Here is a 13529-nt window from a genome sequence, read left to right on the forward strand (position 1 = left end):
GACGGGCGAGGTCCTCGATGGCGGCGCACACGGTGGGGGCGCCGACGGTGACCTTCGCGTTCTCGCGCAGCAGTCCGGCGATGGTGGGGACGACCGTCTCGTTGCCATCGAGGACGAGGACGGAGCGCCCGGCGACGTTCAGTTCCATGCGGCGTGGACTCCCAACGTGGTGAGCAGGTGACGGGTGGCCTCGGGCTCGCGCACGGCGAGGCGCGCCCACGAGTCGTCGAGGCCGGGGAAGGTGTCGGCGCGTCGGACCGCGATGCCCGCACCGCGCAGCCGTGCGTGCGTTCCCCGCCCGAGGCGTGCCAGCACGAAAGGAGCGTCCGAGGGCACCACGTCGACGCTCAGCTCGGCGAGTCCGTCGACGAGGACGCGGCGGTGCTGGACGGCCAGCCGGGCGCGGCGCTCCGCCTCGGCCGCAGCGTCGGGACCTGCCGTGGCGACCACGGCATGGAGCGCCGGCGTGCCGACGGACCAGGGCGCCTGCTGGCCGCGCAGGTCGGCGACGACGGCCGGGTCGCCCACCACGTAGCCGGCGCGGATCCCCGGCATCGACCACAGCTTCGTCAGGCTCCGGACGACCACCAGGCCGGGCAGGGCCCGCGAGGAGAGCGTCTGCGGCTCGCCCGGCACGAAGTCCATGAACGCCTCGTCGATAACGACGACGCGGCCTGGCCGGCACAGGGACGCCAGCGTCGACGCCGCATGCAGGCGCCCGGTCGGGTTCGTCGGATTGCCCACGACCACGAGGTCGGCGTCGTCGGGCACGGCGCCCGGGTCGAGAGCGAAGTCGTCCTCGGCGCGGCACAGGACGTGACCCGGCACGTGACCGGCGGCCCGCAGGGCGACGTCCGGCTCGGTGAACTGCGGATGCACGACGACGGGTCGCCGCCAGCGGCGCGCACGGGCGATGAGGGAGAACGCCTCGGCAGCACCCGCCGTGACCAGCACCTCGTCGACCTCACGACCGTGACGTCGAGCCACCGCGACGTGCGCCGCGGAGGACTCGGGATAGGAAGCCGATCCGGCCACGCCGTCGCGGAGCGCCTGCTCGAGCCACGCGGGACGGGGCAGCCGGCTGACGTTGACGGCCAGGTCCAGCAGCCCGTCGGACGCCTCGACGTCGCCGTGATGACGGAGGGGGTCGGTGACGGGCGGCAGCGATGCTCCGGTGGCCGTTGCGGGTGGAGTCGGCGCAGGGGCCGAGGCGACCGGAGCGGCGGAGTGCACGGCGTCCGCGAACGACTGGGCCAGGCCGGGGTGGCCGGCCCAGTGCACGTGGAGGTACGACGCGCTCAACGTCGGACCGGAGAAGCCGACGGCGTGGTCGTCCACCGTCCAGGCGGGACGGTCGCCGTGGACCGGAGTGACGGTGGTGCGGTGGAACTCGTGGGTGGTCACCGTCGTGCCGGCCGGGCCGAGCAGCTGGTCGGCTGCCAGGGCGGGACGCCGGTAGGAGAGCGTGAGGCGGGGCGTCATCACGGCGTCGGCGTCGAGCGCGCCGACCATCGGGTGGCCGTCGACGCTGCGGCAGAGGTAGAGCAGGCCCGCGCACTCGGCCACGGTGGGCACGCCGTCGAGCACGGCCTCACGCAGGTGGGCCCGCAGGCTGGCGTTCGCGCTCAGGGCGGCGGCGTGGACCTCGGGGAAGCCGCCGCCGAGGTAGAGGCCGCGGGTACCGGCCGGGAGGTGGGCGTCACGCGCCGGGTCGAACGGCACCACGGTGCAGCCGGCGGCCTCGAGCAGCTCGGTGGTCTCGGCGTAGCGGAAGGTGAAGGCACGGCCCGCGGCCACCGCGACGACGGGGGAGTCGGCGCCACTCGGCCGGACGTGCGCGGCCGGGTCCCACGGCTGCGCGTCGAGCGTGGGCGCCTGCCGTGCCAGCTCGAGGACGGCGTCGAGGTCGACGTGCGCCGCGACCTGGCCGGCCAGGCGCTCCAGCGCCCCGGCGGCCTCGTCGCGCTCCTCGGCAGGGACGAGCCCCAGGTGGCGGGACGGCGCGCTCACGCCGTCGTCACGGTGCAGGACTCCGAGGACCGGGATGCCGGTCGACTCCACGGCGCGGGCGGCCTCGGCGGCATGCCGCGGGGATCCGGCCTTGTTGAGGATGACGCCCGCGATGGTCACCGTCGGATCGAAGCCCGCCATCCCGTGCACCACCGCGCCGATGCTGCGCGAGGCGTGCGAGACGTCGACCACGAGAACCACGGGGGAGTCCGTGAGGGTCGCGACGTGGGCGGTCGAGGCGAACCCGTCGCCGCCGATCCGCCCGTCGAACAGGCCCATCACGCCCTCGACCACCGCCACGTCGGCACCCCGGGCGCCGTGCAGGAGCAGCGGCACCATGAGCGACGGATCCGTCAGGTGCGGGTCGAGGTTGCGACCGGGACGACCCGTGGCCAGCGCGTGGTAGCCGGGATCGATGTAGTCTGGTCCGACCTTGTGCCCGGAGACGGCGAGGCCTCGTCCGGCCAGCGCCGCCATGAGCCCGGTGGCCACCGTGGTCTTGCCGTGCCCGGAGGCCGGAGCCGCCACGACGAGGCGCGGGAGGCTCACCACTCGATGCCTCGCTGGCCCTTCTGCCCGACGTCCATCGGGTGCTTCACGTGCTGCATCTCGGTGACCAGGTCGGCCACCTCGACCAGCCGGGGGTCGGCGCGGCGGCCCGTCACGACGACGTGCTGGGTGCCCGGCCGGTTGCCGAGGGTCTCGACGACGTCGTCGACGTCCACCCAACCCCACTGCATCGGGTACGTGAACTCGTCGAGGACGTAGAACCGGTGGCGCTCGGCGTGGATCCGCCGCTTGACCTCGGCCCAGCCCTCGGCCGCGTCGGCCGCATGGTCGGCCTCGGTGCCGCCCTTGCGGCTCCACGACCAGCCCGAGCCCATCTTGTGCCACTCGATCGGCCCGCCCTCGCCGGTCTCCTCGTGCAGCCGGGCGAGGCGCTCGAGCACGGTCTGCTCGCCGATGCGCCACTTTGCCGACTTCACGAACTGGAAGACCCCGACGTCCCAGCCCTGGTTCCACGCCCGCATCGCCATTCCGAACGCCGCGGTGGACTTCCCCTTGCCATTGCCGGTGTGCACCATCAGCAGGGGTCGGTTGCGTCGCTGCCGCGTCGTGAGGCCGTCGTCCGGCACGGTCAGCGGCTTGCCCTGCGGCATCAGGCTGCTCCCTCGCGCGAGGAGGTGGCGGCGTGGACCACATCCGTCAGGCCGTCGGCCGTCACCTCGCCGAGCGGGACGTGCTCGGCGCGCAGGTGACCGGCCAGCTGCGCGGCCAGGCCGAGCCGGAAGCGGCCGGTCTCGCAGTCGACCACGACGCTGTCGAGGCCGGTGGCGGCCAGGTGCGCGGCGGACCGGTGGGCCCGGCCGAGCGCATCGGCGCCGGAGGTGGCGCGACCGTCGGTGACCACGACCAGCAGCGGGCGCCGGGACGGGTCGCGCAGCGCCTCGCGCCGCAGGATCTCCGCCGAGCGTTCGAGGCCCTCCGCCAGCGGGGTGCGACCGCCGGCCGGCAGCTCGGCCAGGCGACGCGACGCCACGTCGACCGAGCCGGTGGGCGGCAGGACGACCTCGGCGGTGTGCTGACGGAACGTCACGAGGGCGACCTTGTCGCGGCGCCGGTAGGCGTCCAGCAGCAGCGAGAGCACGGCGGTCTTGACCTGCTCCATGCGGCGCCGGGCGGCCATCGAGCCCGAGGCGTCGACGCACAGCAGCACGAGGTTGGACTCCTGACCGACCGTCTCGGCGCGGCGGAGGTCCGACGGCGAGAGCGCGAGGCCACGCCCGTCGACCAGTCCACCGCGGCTCCGCTGGTGCGGGGCGGCCGCGGCGATGGTGCCGGGAAGGTGGAGGCGACCGGACGCCGCATCGGGCCGCTGGCCCACGACGCGGCCCTGCGGCGTGCGGGCCCGGGAGCGTCGCCCGGACTGTCCCTCGCCGGTGCCGCGGACCACGAGCAGTCGCGCCCGGGTGGGGTCCCCGGCCGCGGCGACCGAGCCGGCGCCGGCCGGCTGCGGCTGCTGCTCGTCCTGGTTCGGGGAGGCGTCGGGGGCGTCTGCCGGGCGCTGGTCCTCGGGACCGTCCTGGGGGGAATCCGAGCCCGAACCGTCCGGACCACCCGGGCCGTCGTCGTCGGGTCCCGGGTCGGGCTCGTCGTCGCCGAGCAGGTCGTCGAGGCGGTCCTCGTCGAGGCCGGGCTCGTCGAACGGGTTGCGACGGCGGCGGTGCGGCAGGGCGAGCCGCGCGGCGACGCGGACGTCCTCGCGGGTGATGTGGGTGCGCCCCTGCCACGCCGCGTGAGCCGCGGCGGTCCGCGCGGTGACGAGGTCGGCGCGCAGCCCGTCGACGTCGAACGCGGCACAGATCTCGGCGATCGTGATGAGCGCGTCGTCGTCGAGGAAGACGTCGCCCATGAGCTCCTGGGCGGACTCGAGGCGTGCGCGCAGCGCGTCCTGCTCGTCGGCCCACGCGGCCGCGAAGGCGGCTGGGTCCGCGTCGAACGCGAGTCGGCGTCGCACGACCTCGACGCGCAGCTCGGGCTCGCGCGGCGCCGAGACCTCGACCGTCAGGCCGAACCGGTCGAGCAGCTGCGGGCGCAGCTCGCCCTCCTCGGGGTTCATCGTGCCGATGAGCACGAACCGCGACGCGTGCTCGACCGAGACGCCGTCGCGCTCGACGCTCACCCGGCCGGTCGCGGCGGCGTCCAGCAGGAGGTCGACGAGGTGGTCGTGCAGCAGGTTGACCTCGTCGACGTAGAGGAGGCCGCGGTGGGCGCGGGCCAGCAGACCGGGCTCGAACTCGACCACGCCGTCGCGCAGTGCCGAGTCGAGCTTCAGCGAGCCCGTGACGCGGTCGTCGCTCGCACCGACGGGCAGTTCGACGAGCCGCACGGGGCGCTCGTCGACGGGCGTCCCGGCGTCGAACGGTCCGTCGGGGGAGACGGCGGAGGGGTCCGCCGGATCGATGGAGAACCGATCACCCCGGTAGGCGCGGACCGGCGGCAGCACGTCGGCGAGTCCGCGCACGGTGGTGGTCTTGGCGGTGCCCTTCTCGCCACGCACGAGGACGCCGCCGATGAGCGGGTCGATCGCGACGAGGGTGAGGGCGAGGGTCATGTCGTCGGAGCCGACGACGGCACAAAAGGGGTACTGCGTTGGCATGTAGGGCTCCCGCTCGATCTGCCATGACGGTCCGCGACGCGGGCAGCGTCGCGGGTCGGATCGAGGCCGGTCTTCGGACTTCCCAGGTCTGTGCCTGAGTCACCGCAGCGGGCCCTGTGCCGGATTCTCACCGGCTTCCCAGATTCTCCCCGTGGCCATCGGCCGTGGGGCACCTCGAACCTTCGACCACACCCTAGACGCCGCCGGCAGGCCTCGGGCAGGGGGCCCGACCTGCGGACCCGGCGGGTTAGGGTGCTCGACCATGGATGCGCACGTGACCGTCGTCGGAGTCGGGGCCGACGGCTGGGAGGGCCTGCCGGAGTCCTCACGGTCGCTCGTGAGGGCCGCCGCCACCCTGCTCGGCGGGCGGCGCCACCTCGACGCGATCCCTGCGGTTGCAGGGCAGGACCGGGTCGCGTGGCCCTCGCCGTTGCGCGAGCGGCTCCCCGCCCTGCTGGACGAGGCGCGCGAGCCGGTCGTCGTCCTCGCGTCGGGCGATCCGCTCGTGTCCGGCATCGGCACCACCTTGCTCGAGCTGCTCGGTCCGGACCGCGTCACCGTCGTCCCGGCGGTGTCGTCGGTCGCGCTGGCCCGGGCGCGGATGGGCTGGCCGGCCGAGTCGGTGACTGTCGTCAGCGTCGTCGGGCGCGATGTCCGGCTCGTCGTCCCGGCCCTCTCCGCCGGGCGGCGGCTGCTGGTGCTGTCGAGTGACGAGACCACCCCCGCGGCCGTGGCGACGCTGCTCACCGACCTGGGCTGGGGCGACTCCGAGCTGGTCGTGCTGGGCCACCTCGGCTCCACCGACGAGTCGCGGGCCACGTCGACGGCGCAAGGCTGGGACATCACCGACGTGCCCCGCCTCAACCTGCTGGCCGTGGAGGTTCGCGGCTCCGGCCCGGGCTGGGCGGCCGGGGGAGTCCTGCCCGACGACGCGTTCGAGCACGCCGGCCAGATCACCAAGCGCGACCTGCGCGCCAGTGCACTCGCCCGGCTGGCGCCGGCTCCGGGCCAGCTGCTGTGGGACGTGGGCGCGGGCAGCGGCTCGATCGGCGTCGAGTGGATGCGCGCGTGGCCCAGTGCCCGGGCGATCGCCGTCGAGCCACGACCCGACCGCGTCGCGCTCGTCCGCGGCAACGCCGACGCCCTGGGAGTCCCCGGGCTCCGGGTCGTCGAGGGCTCGGCTCCCGAGGCGCTCGAGGGTCTCGACCGGCCGGACGCGGTGTTCGTCGGCGGGGGAGCGACGGTCGACGGGGTCCTCGACAGCTGCTGGGACGCCCTGCGGCCCGGCGGCCGCCTCGTCGTCCACGGCGTCACCGCCGAGACCGAGGCCGTGCTGCTCGAGCGGTACGGTCGCCACGGCGGCGAGCTCGTCCGCCTGCACGTCGAGCGCGCCGAGCCGCTCGGATCCTTCACCGGCTGGACGCCCGCGCGCGCCGTCAGCCAGTGGTCCGTCACCAAGGGAGACTCATGACCGTCCACTTCGTCGGGGCCGGCCCCGGTGCCGCCGACCTCCTCACCCTGCGCGCCGTGCGCCTGCTGGAAACCGCCGATGTGTGCCTCTACGCGGGCACCTATCTCGACGCCGAGGTCCTGGGGCACTGCCGTGAGGGCGCCCGCCTGATCGACACGCAGCACCTCGACCTCGACGAGATCACGGAGCACCTCGTGAGTGCACACGGGGAGGGCCTCGAGGTCGTCCGGCTCTGCTCGGGCGACCCGTCGCTGTACTCCGCCGTGCACGAGCAGGCACGCCGGCTCGACGCCGCGCAGGTGCCGTGGGACGTGCCGCCCGGGGTGCCCGCCTACGCGGCCGCGGCCGCGATCGTGGGCGCCGAGCTGACGGTTCCCGAGGTCGCTCAGTCCGTCGTGCTGACCCGCACCCAGGCGCGCTCGACCGCCATGCCCGAGGGCGAGCGGCTCGCCGCCTTCGCCGCGACCGGTGCCACGCTGGCGCTGCACCTGGGGATCACCCGCACGCGCGAGCTCGCCGCCGAGCTGGCCGAGCACTACGGCCAGGACTGCCCCGTGGTGGTGGTGTCGAAGGCGACCCAGCCCGACCAGCTCGTGCTGCGCGGCACGCTGGGCGACATCGGCGACCAGGTGGAGCAGGCCGGTCTGCGTCAGGCGGCCGTCATCCTCGTCGGGCCGGCGCTGGCACCCGACGTGCGCGGCGGCGAGTCGTTCCTCTACGCGGCCAGCCGGGATCGCCGCGCTCGCGGCTGATCACTCGACGTAGCGAGGGCTCCAGACGCGTCCGGACGGCGTGACCCGGGTCGACGAGGCGCCGATCAGCAGCAGGCACTTCATGTCGACGGTCTCGGGATCGAGGTCGCCGAGCGTCGTGACCGTGAGGCTCTCCTCGGCGCGGCCCACGTCGCGACCGACGACCACGACGGTGTCGGGCGACTTGTGCTCCAGCAGCACGGCCTTCGCCTGCGCCACCTGCTCGGTGCGCGACCGCGACCGCGGGTTGTAGAGCGCCAGGACGAGGTCGGCCGCGGCGACCGCCCGCAGGCGGCGTACCACGACGTCCCAGGGCTTCAGCCGGTCCGAGAGGCTCATCACGGCGAAGTCGGCGCCGATCGGCGCGCCGGCGCGCGCCGCGACGGCCTGCACGGCCGAGATGCCGGGCACGACACGGACCGAGACGTCGGCGTAGCGCGGGTCCTCGGCGGCCTCGAAGACGGCCGAGGCCATCCCGAAGATCCCGGCGTCGCCGCCCGACACCACCGCGACCCGCTCGCCGGCCAGGGCGAGGTCGAGCGCCTCGCGGGCCCGGTCGACCTCGACCGTGTTGCCGGAGGCGTGGCGGACGAGCCCGGGTCGCTGCGGGACGCGCTGCACGTAGGGCCCGTACCCGATCACGTGACCGACCTCGGCCAGCACCTGCGACGCCTCGGGCGAGATCCAGTGGTCCGGTCCCGGGCCCAGTCCCACGACGACGACCTCGGCCTCCGCGGCCGGGGCGACGGCCTCCGCGACAGGGTTGTCGTACCGCGCCACGCCGGGCCGGGTGTCGCCGGGCACCAGCACGATCGAGAAGTACGGGACCGTCTCGGGATCGACGTCCGCCACGGGCAGGACGCGCTCGGCGTCCATCGAGGCGCGCTCGACGTACCAGGAGCCCTCGACGCGTCCGGCCTGCTCCAGCGCGGAGCGCACCTTCGCGAAGGTCCGGCCGAGCTTCATGATCACGGCCCCGTCGGTGTCGGCGAGGCGGCGGGCGAGCTCGGGCTCGGGCAGGGTGCCGGGCAGCACGGTCAGCACGTCGGTCTGGCGCACGAGCGGCAGCGCGGTGGTGGCCGTGGCCGCGGCGAACGCGGGGACGCCGGCGACCACCTGGGTCTCGAAGTCGGGCGAGAGCCGGTCGTGCAGGTACATGAACGAGCCGTAGAGCATCGGATCGCCCTCGGCCAGGACGACGACGTCGCGGCCGGCCGCCAGGTGCGCGCGCACCCGTTCGGCGCACTCGGCGTAGAAGTCGGCCATCGCCCCGGCGTAGCCACCGGGGTGCTCGGTCGTCTGCGTCGTCACGGGGTAGACGAGGGCCTCCTCGACCACCCCTGACGGGATCAGCTCGGCCGCGATCCGTCGCGCGTTCGACTGCTTGCCCACGCCCTGGTGGAAGACGATCACGTCGGCCGCGCCGATGAGCCGGGCGGCCTTGAGGGTGATCAGCTCGGGGTCGCCGGGGCCGACGCCGACGCCGTACAGCCGCCCGCTCACTCCGCCTCCTGGGCCAGGGCGTTGAGCGCCGACGCGGCCATCGCGGATCCGCCCCGGCGTCCGGTGACGGCGAGGAACGGCACGTCGAGGCCCGGATCGTCGGTCGCGAGGTCGATCAGGGCCTGCTTCGACTCGGCGGCGCCGATGAAGCCCACCGGGGTGCCGATGATCGCGGCCGGCCGCGGGCCTCCGTCGCGGAGCGTCTCGAGGAGGTGGAACAGCGCCGTGGGCGCGTTGCCGAACGCGACGACCGCACCGTCCAGCCGCTCGGTCCAGAGCGACACCGCGGCGGCCGACCGCGTGGTGCCCCACTCCTTCGCGAGCGTCGGGACGGCGGGGTCGCGCAGGAAGCACAGGACGTCGTTCTCGCGCGGCAGCCGGGCCCGCGTCACGCCGGCGGCGACCATGTGCGCGTCGGTGATGATCGGGGCCCCCGACTCGAGCGCGGAGCGGGCCGCGGACACCAGACCGGGATGGATCACGAGGTCCCGGGTCAGGTCGGTCTGACCGCACGCGTGGATCATCCGGACCGCCACCTTCTCGGCGTCCGCGGGGATGCGCGACAGGTCGGCCTCGGCGCGGATCGTGGCGAAGGAGTCGACGTAGATCGCGGCGCCGTCGGTGACGTAGTCGTAGCGGCGCGACGGTGGGGCGAGAGTCATGCGTTCTCCAGGTCGGGGACGATCAGGGTGCGCCACGGCGTCACCACGAGGCGGTGCGCTCCGTGCGCGCGGACCTCGTCGAACAGGCGGGCGTCGAGCCGGCCGTCGGGCACCGGCAGGTGCCACGCAATGCGGCCGTCGACCTGCTCGATCCTGCCAAGGTCCGGGGGAGCGCTGCTCACCCGGGTGCCGGGGTGGGGCTGCGACGGCGAGGTGAGCAGCGCCGCGCCGCCGCCGAGGAGCTCGTCGACGTGCCAGGGCGACTTCGCCCGGGCTCCCGCGAGCTCGACGAACCGCGAGGCGAGTGCCGCAAGGGTCTCCGCGGAGGCGGGCAGGGGGACCACGGGGCCCCACGATTCGGTGCCGACACGGACCTGGGCGGTGTCCGCGTCGAGGGCGACGAGGCCCAGGTCGAGGTCCCGGTCGAGCACGTCACCACGCCCGTCGTCGAGGACGAACAGGAAGCGCCCGGCCAGGGCCGCGAGGCTCGGCTCGGCGCACAGCCGGCGGTCGAGCTCCTCGACGACGGGTCGCAGGTCCGCTCGCCCGCCGGACCGGCCGGTGAGCGGCGACGCCATGACGTTGCGGATGCGCTCGTGCGACGTCGAGGGCATCAGGCCCGTGGCCATGACCGCGTCCACGACGGCGTCGGACAGGCAGCCGTCGTCGTGCGGGATCGCCCGCACCTGCAGGTTGGCACGGCTGGTCAGGTGCACCGTGCCGTCGCCGTGGTCCCGGGCGACGTCGAGGAGCCCTCCGAGGGCGTCGACTGACACGGCACCGCCCGGGATGCGGACCCGGATCAGGGCGCCGTCGTCGGCGATCCACGGGCGCAGCAGGCCGGGGCACAGGTCGCGTCGAGTCCGTCCGGTCACCCGGTCATGGTGTCAGGCACCCTCCTGGCGACGCATCGGCGGACGGGCTGCTACGTTCGTGGCGCCAGTCAAACTCAGCGATGAGCCAGGGAACCCGGTGAGAGTCCGGGACTGACGCGCAGCGGTGAGGGTGACGGGCGGGGCACGAAGCCACTGGACCGAGAGGTCTGGGAAGGCGCTCCGTCCGGTCGATCCCGAGTCCGAAGACCTGCTGGCCCTCACGGCGACCGCCGTTTGGTCCACCGGGCTTCGCGAAAGAGCCCCAGACCTCGAAGGACCGCGTCCGTGCGTACTCCATCCCGTCGTCCCCTCGTCCTGCTCGTCGGTGCCGCGCTCGCGCTGAGCGCCTGCTCGAGCAGCGATGCCACCCCCGATGCCGAGACCGCCGCGGGCTACCCGCGCGAGGTCGAGAACTGCGGTCGCACGACCGCCGTCACGGCCCCTCCCGAGCGCATCGTGTCGCTCAACCAAGGTTCGACCGAGATCCTGCTGTCCCTCGGGCTCGCCGACCGCATGGCCGGCACGTCCACCTGGACGGATCCCGTCATGGAGGGCCTCGAGGAGGACAACGCGAAGGTCGAGCGACTCGCGGACAGCACGCCCTCGATGGAGCGGGTGCTCCAGACCGAGCCCGACCTCGTCACCGCCTCGTTCGCGAGCGTGCTCGGCCAGGGCGGCGTCGGCTCGGCGGACGCCTTCGAGAAGCTCGGCGTCCCGACGTACCTGTCGCCCGCCGAGTGCGAGGGCAAGGAGAACGAGGGCGACGGCGACGGCGCGCGCACCGGCGTCCTCGAGATCGACACGATCTACCGGGAGGTCACCGAGCTCGCCGAGCTGCTCGACGTCGAGGCGCAGGGCGAGGAGCTCGTCGCCAGCCTGCAGGACCGAGTGGCCGCAGCGTCCGCGAAGGCGCCGGAGGACGAGGTCACCGTCCTCTACTGGTTCGCCAACAGCGAGGCGCCCTACATGGCCGGCTGCTGCGGCGGGCCCGGCATCATCACCCGGGCCCTGGGCCTGAAGAACGTCTTCGACGACACGAAGTCCGAGTGGCCCCAGATCGGCTGGGAGACGGTCGCGGAGCGTGACCCCGACGTCCTCGTGATCGGCGACCTCACCCGCAAGAGCCAGACGGCCGAGACGGCGAAGGCCAAGATCGAGTTCCTCGAGACCAACCCGGTCACCCGCGAGATGACGGCGGTGAGGAACCGCCGCTACGTCGCCCTCACCGGCGCCGCCCTGAACCCCTCGATCCGCACCGTCGAAGGACTGGAGCAGGTCGCCGACGCACTGGCCGACTTCGGCCTCTCACGGTGACGACGACCCGGCGCGCCTGGTTCCTGGGCTCCGCAGGGCTGGCCCTGCTGGTGGCCTCGGCCTGCATCGCGGTCACGATCGGACCCTCCGACGTGGGTCCGCGGTCGGTCGTGTCCCTGGCGTGGTCGCGACTGGCCGGGGGCGAGTCCGGGCTGAGCCGGATCCAGGAGGGCATCGTCTGGGACCTGCGGCTGCCGCGGACGCTGCTTGCGGCGGCCTGCGGTGCCGGGCTGGCCGTGTGCGGCGTCATCCTGCAGTCCCTGCTGCGGAACCCGCTGGCCGACCCATTCGTGCTGGGTGTCTCCTCCGGTGCCTCGACCGGAGCCGTGTCGATCGTCGTCCTCGGGGTCGGTGCGGGCGCGGTGGGCCTGGCCGCCGGAGCGTTCGTCGGCGCCATCGGGGCCTTCCTGCTCGTGCTCGTCCTGGCCGCGGCGGCCGGCGGGACCACCGACCGCGTCGTCCTCGCCGGGGTCGCGGCCACCCAGCTGTTCTCGGCGCTGACGTCGTTCATCGTCTTCACCTCCGCCGACGCGGAGCAGACGCGCGGCGTCCTCTTCTGGCTGCTCGGGTCGCTGGGCAGCGCCTCCTGGTCCGACGTCGCGGTCGTCGGCGTGACGGTGGTCGGGGCCGTGATCGCGTGCCTGCTGCTGGCGTCGACGCTCGACGCGTTCGCCTTCGGCCAGGACAGCGCGGCCACGCTCGGCATCGACGTGGCCCGTGCGCGACTGATCCTGCTCGTCGTGACCGCCCTGACCACCGCGGTCATCGTCAGCACCTCGGGGGCGATCGGGTTCGTCGGACTCGTGCTGCCGCACGTCGCGCGGGCGATGGTGGGCGTCAACCACCGGCGGATGCTGCCGCTCGCGGCGATCAGCGGGGCCGTGTTCCTGGTCTGGGTCGACACCGCGGCCCGCACCGTCATCGCGCCGCAGGAGCTCCCGGTCGGTGTCGCCACCGCCCTGCTGGGCGTCCCCGCCTTCGCCCTCATCCTGCTGCGGCGGAAGGGTGCGCGGGCATGAACCTCACCGCTCACACCGTCTCGTGGTCGGTTCGCGACCGGCTGATCGTCGACGGCGTCAGCATCACGGCCGCACCCGGCTCGATGGTCGGGCTGCTCGGCCCCAACGGGTCGGGCAAGTCGAGCCTGCTCCGCCTCCTCGCGGGCCTGCGCGCGCCCACGACCGGCGTCGTCCGCCTCGGCGACGACGACCTCGCGTCCCTGCGGCGCCGCGAGATCGCCCAGCGGGTCGGCGTGGTCGAGCAGGAGTCGGCCACCGACACCGACCCGCTGGTCCGTGACGTCATCGAGCTCGGTCGCATCCCGCACCGGCGCTCGTGGCAGCCCGTGGGGGAGCGGGACGTCGAGGCCATCCGTCGCGCCGCCGCGGCGACCGGAGTCCTGGACCGGCTCGAGCAGCCCTACGCGACGCTGTCCGGCGGCGAGCGGCAGCGCGTGCAGATCGCCCGCGCGCTGGCCCAGGACCCCGAGGTCCTGCTGCTCGACGAGCCGACCAACCACCTCGACGTCCGACACCAGCTGGACGTGCTGCGGCTCGTCCGCGACGCGGAGGTCACCGCCGTCGCCGCGCTGCACGACCTCAACCTCGCGGCGGCGTACTGCGACGAGATCGTCGTCCTCGCCGACGGCCGCGTCGTGGCCGCCGGGACGCCCGTCCAGGTGATCACCGAGGAGCTCGTCGCCGACGTCTACGGCGTGAAGGCCTTCGTCGAGCGCCATCGCATCACCGGCGCGCTGACCGTGGTGTGGCAGCCATGACCCTC

General features: G+C 74.2%; 11 protein-coding genes and 2 riboswitches. Of the genes, 5 read left to right on the forward strand and 6 right to left on the reverse strand.

The genetic code is table 11. The annotated features are described in order from the left end of the window. Positions 1-138: 138 nt before the first annotated feature. The 3 genes from H1W00_RS10650 to H1W00_RS10655 are packed head-to-tail and all read right to left on the reverse strand — an operon-like array spanning position 139 to position 5170. A complete protein-coding gene (locus tag H1W00_RS10650) occupies positions 139-2559 on the reverse strand; it encodes a bifunctional hydrogenobyrinic acid a,c-diamide synthase/histidinol phosphate aminotransferase CobBC (protein ID WP_338072876.1) in 2421 nt (806 codons plus the stop codon). Further along, positions 2556-3170 (reverse strand): cob(I)yrinic acid a,c-diamide adenosyltransferase, encoded by a 615-nt coding sequence (gene cobO / locus H1W00_RS16600; RefSeq protein ID WP_241732836.1) that lies wholly within the window; start codon positions 3168-3170, stop codon positions 2556-2558. Before cobO ends, H1W00_RS10650 begins: the two co-directional genes overlap by 4 nt. Further along, positions 3170-5170 (reverse strand): VWA domain-containing protein, encoded by a 2001-nt coding sequence (locus H1W00_RS10655; protein WP_181755677.1) that lies wholly within the window; start codon positions 5168-5170, stop codon positions 3170-3172. The genes cobO and H1W00_RS10655 overlap by 1 nt, the downstream gene beginning before the upstream one ends. 47 nt (positions 5171-5217) lie before the next feature. Next, positions 5218-5362: riboswitch (cobalamin riboswitch) on the reverse strand. Positions 5363-5432: 70 nt separating this feature from the next. Here H1W00_RS10655 and cbiE point away from each other — a divergent pair. Continuing rightward, positions 5433-6641, forward strand: coding sequence for a precorrin-6y C5,15-methyltransferase (decarboxylating) subunit CbiE (gene cbiE / locus H1W00_RS10660; protein WP_181755678.1), 1209 nt, complete (start codon positions 5433-5435; stop codon positions 6639-6641). Continuing rightward, a complete protein-coding gene (gene cobM, locus H1W00_RS10665) occupies positions 6638-7393 on the forward strand; it encodes a precorrin-4 C(11)-methyltransferase (RefSeq protein WP_181755679.1) in 756 nt (251 codons plus the stop codon). The genes cbiE and cobM overlap by 4 nt, the downstream gene beginning before the upstream one ends. Here cobM and H1W00_RS10670 read toward each other — a convergent pair whose 3' ends face one another. From H1W00_RS10670 to H1W00_RS10680, 3 genes are read right to left on the reverse strand one after another with little or no spacing between them, the layout of a single operon-like run. Then, the gene (locus H1W00_RS10670; RefSeq protein WP_181755680.1) at positions 7394-8896 is read right to left on the reverse strand and encodes a precorrin-2 C(20)-methyltransferase; all 1503 of its coding nucleotides are present in this window, start codon (positions 8894-8896) and stop codon (positions 7394-7396) included. Continuing rightward, complete coding sequence (locus tag H1W00_RS10675; protein WP_181755681.1) at positions 8893-9558, reverse strand: precorrin-8X methylmutase; 666 nt, start codon at positions 9556-9558, stop codon at positions 8893-8895. Before H1W00_RS10675 ends, H1W00_RS10670 begins: the two co-directional genes overlap by 4 nt. Beyond that, positions 9555-10433 carry a sulfite reductase subunit beta gene (locus tag H1W00_RS10680; RefSeq protein WP_181755682.1) on the reverse strand — a complete coding sequence of 293 codons (879 nt, stop codon included), beginning with the start codon at positions 10431-10433 and terminating at the stop codon, positions 9555-9557. Before H1W00_RS10680 ends, H1W00_RS10675 begins: the two co-directional genes overlap by 4 nt. A 49-nt stretch (positions 10434-10482) precedes the next feature. After that, positions 10483-10663: riboswitch (cobalamin riboswitch) on the forward strand. A gap of 55 nt (positions 10664-10718) precedes the next feature. Here H1W00_RS10680 and H1W00_RS10685 point away from each other — a divergent pair. From H1W00_RS10685 to H1W00_RS10695, 3 genes are read left to right on the forward strand one after another with little or no spacing between them, the layout of a single operon-like run. After that, on the forward strand, positions 10719-11747 hold the full coding sequence (locus H1W00_RS10685; RefSeq protein ID WP_181755683.1) for an ABC transporter substrate-binding protein: 1029 nt from the start codon (positions 10719-10721) through the stop codon (positions 11745-11747). Then, positions 11744-12766 carry a FecCD family ABC transporter permease gene (locus tag H1W00_RS10690; protein WP_181755684.1) on the forward strand — a complete coding sequence of 341 codons (1023 nt, stop codon included), beginning with the start codon at positions 11744-11746 and terminating at the stop codon, positions 12764-12766. Before H1W00_RS10685 ends, H1W00_RS10690 begins: the two co-directional genes overlap by 4 nt. Further along, complete coding sequence (locus tag H1W00_RS10695) at positions 12763-13524, forward strand: ABC transporter ATP-binding protein (RefSeq protein WP_181755685.1); 762 nt, start codon at positions 12763-12765, stop codon at positions 13522-13524. The genes H1W00_RS10690 and H1W00_RS10695 overlap by 4 nt, the downstream gene beginning before the upstream one ends. The last annotated feature ends 5 nt before the right edge of the window (positions 13525-13529 follow it).

It is taken from the genome of Aeromicrobium phoceense (assembly GCF_013868155.1).
Taxonomy (GTDB): Bacteria; Actinomycetota; Actinomycetes; order Propionibacteriales; family Nocardioidaceae; genus Aeromicrobium; species Aeromicrobium phoceense.

What these genes read in the sequence shown, in the direction of transcription:
- H1W00_RS10675 (WP_181755681.1), bottom strand. Translation starts at nt 9,558, where the DNA reads ATGACTCTCGCCCCACCGTCGCGCCGCTACGACTACGTCACCGACGGC.
- H1W00_RS10655 (WP_181755677.1), bottom strand. Translation starts at nt 5,170, where the DNA reads ATGCCAACGCAGTACCCCTTTTGTGCCGTCGTCGGCTCCGACGACATG.
- H1W00_RS10695 (WP_181755685.1), top strand. Translation starts at nt 12,763, where the DNA reads ATGAACCTCACCGCTCACACCGTCTCGTGGTCGGTTCGCGACCGGCTG.
- cobM (WP_181755679.1), top strand. Translation starts at nt 6,638, where the DNA reads ATGACCGTCCACTTCGTCGGGGCCGGCCCCGGTGCCGCCGACCTCCTC.
- cobO (WP_241732836.1), bottom strand. Translation starts at nt 3,170, where the DNA reads ATGCCGCAGGGCAAGCCGCTGACCGTGCCGGACGACGGCCTCACGACG.
- cbiE (WP_181755678.1), top strand. Translation starts at nt 5,433, where the DNA reads ATGGATGCGCACGTGACCGTCGTCGGAGTCGGGGCCGACGGCTGGGAG.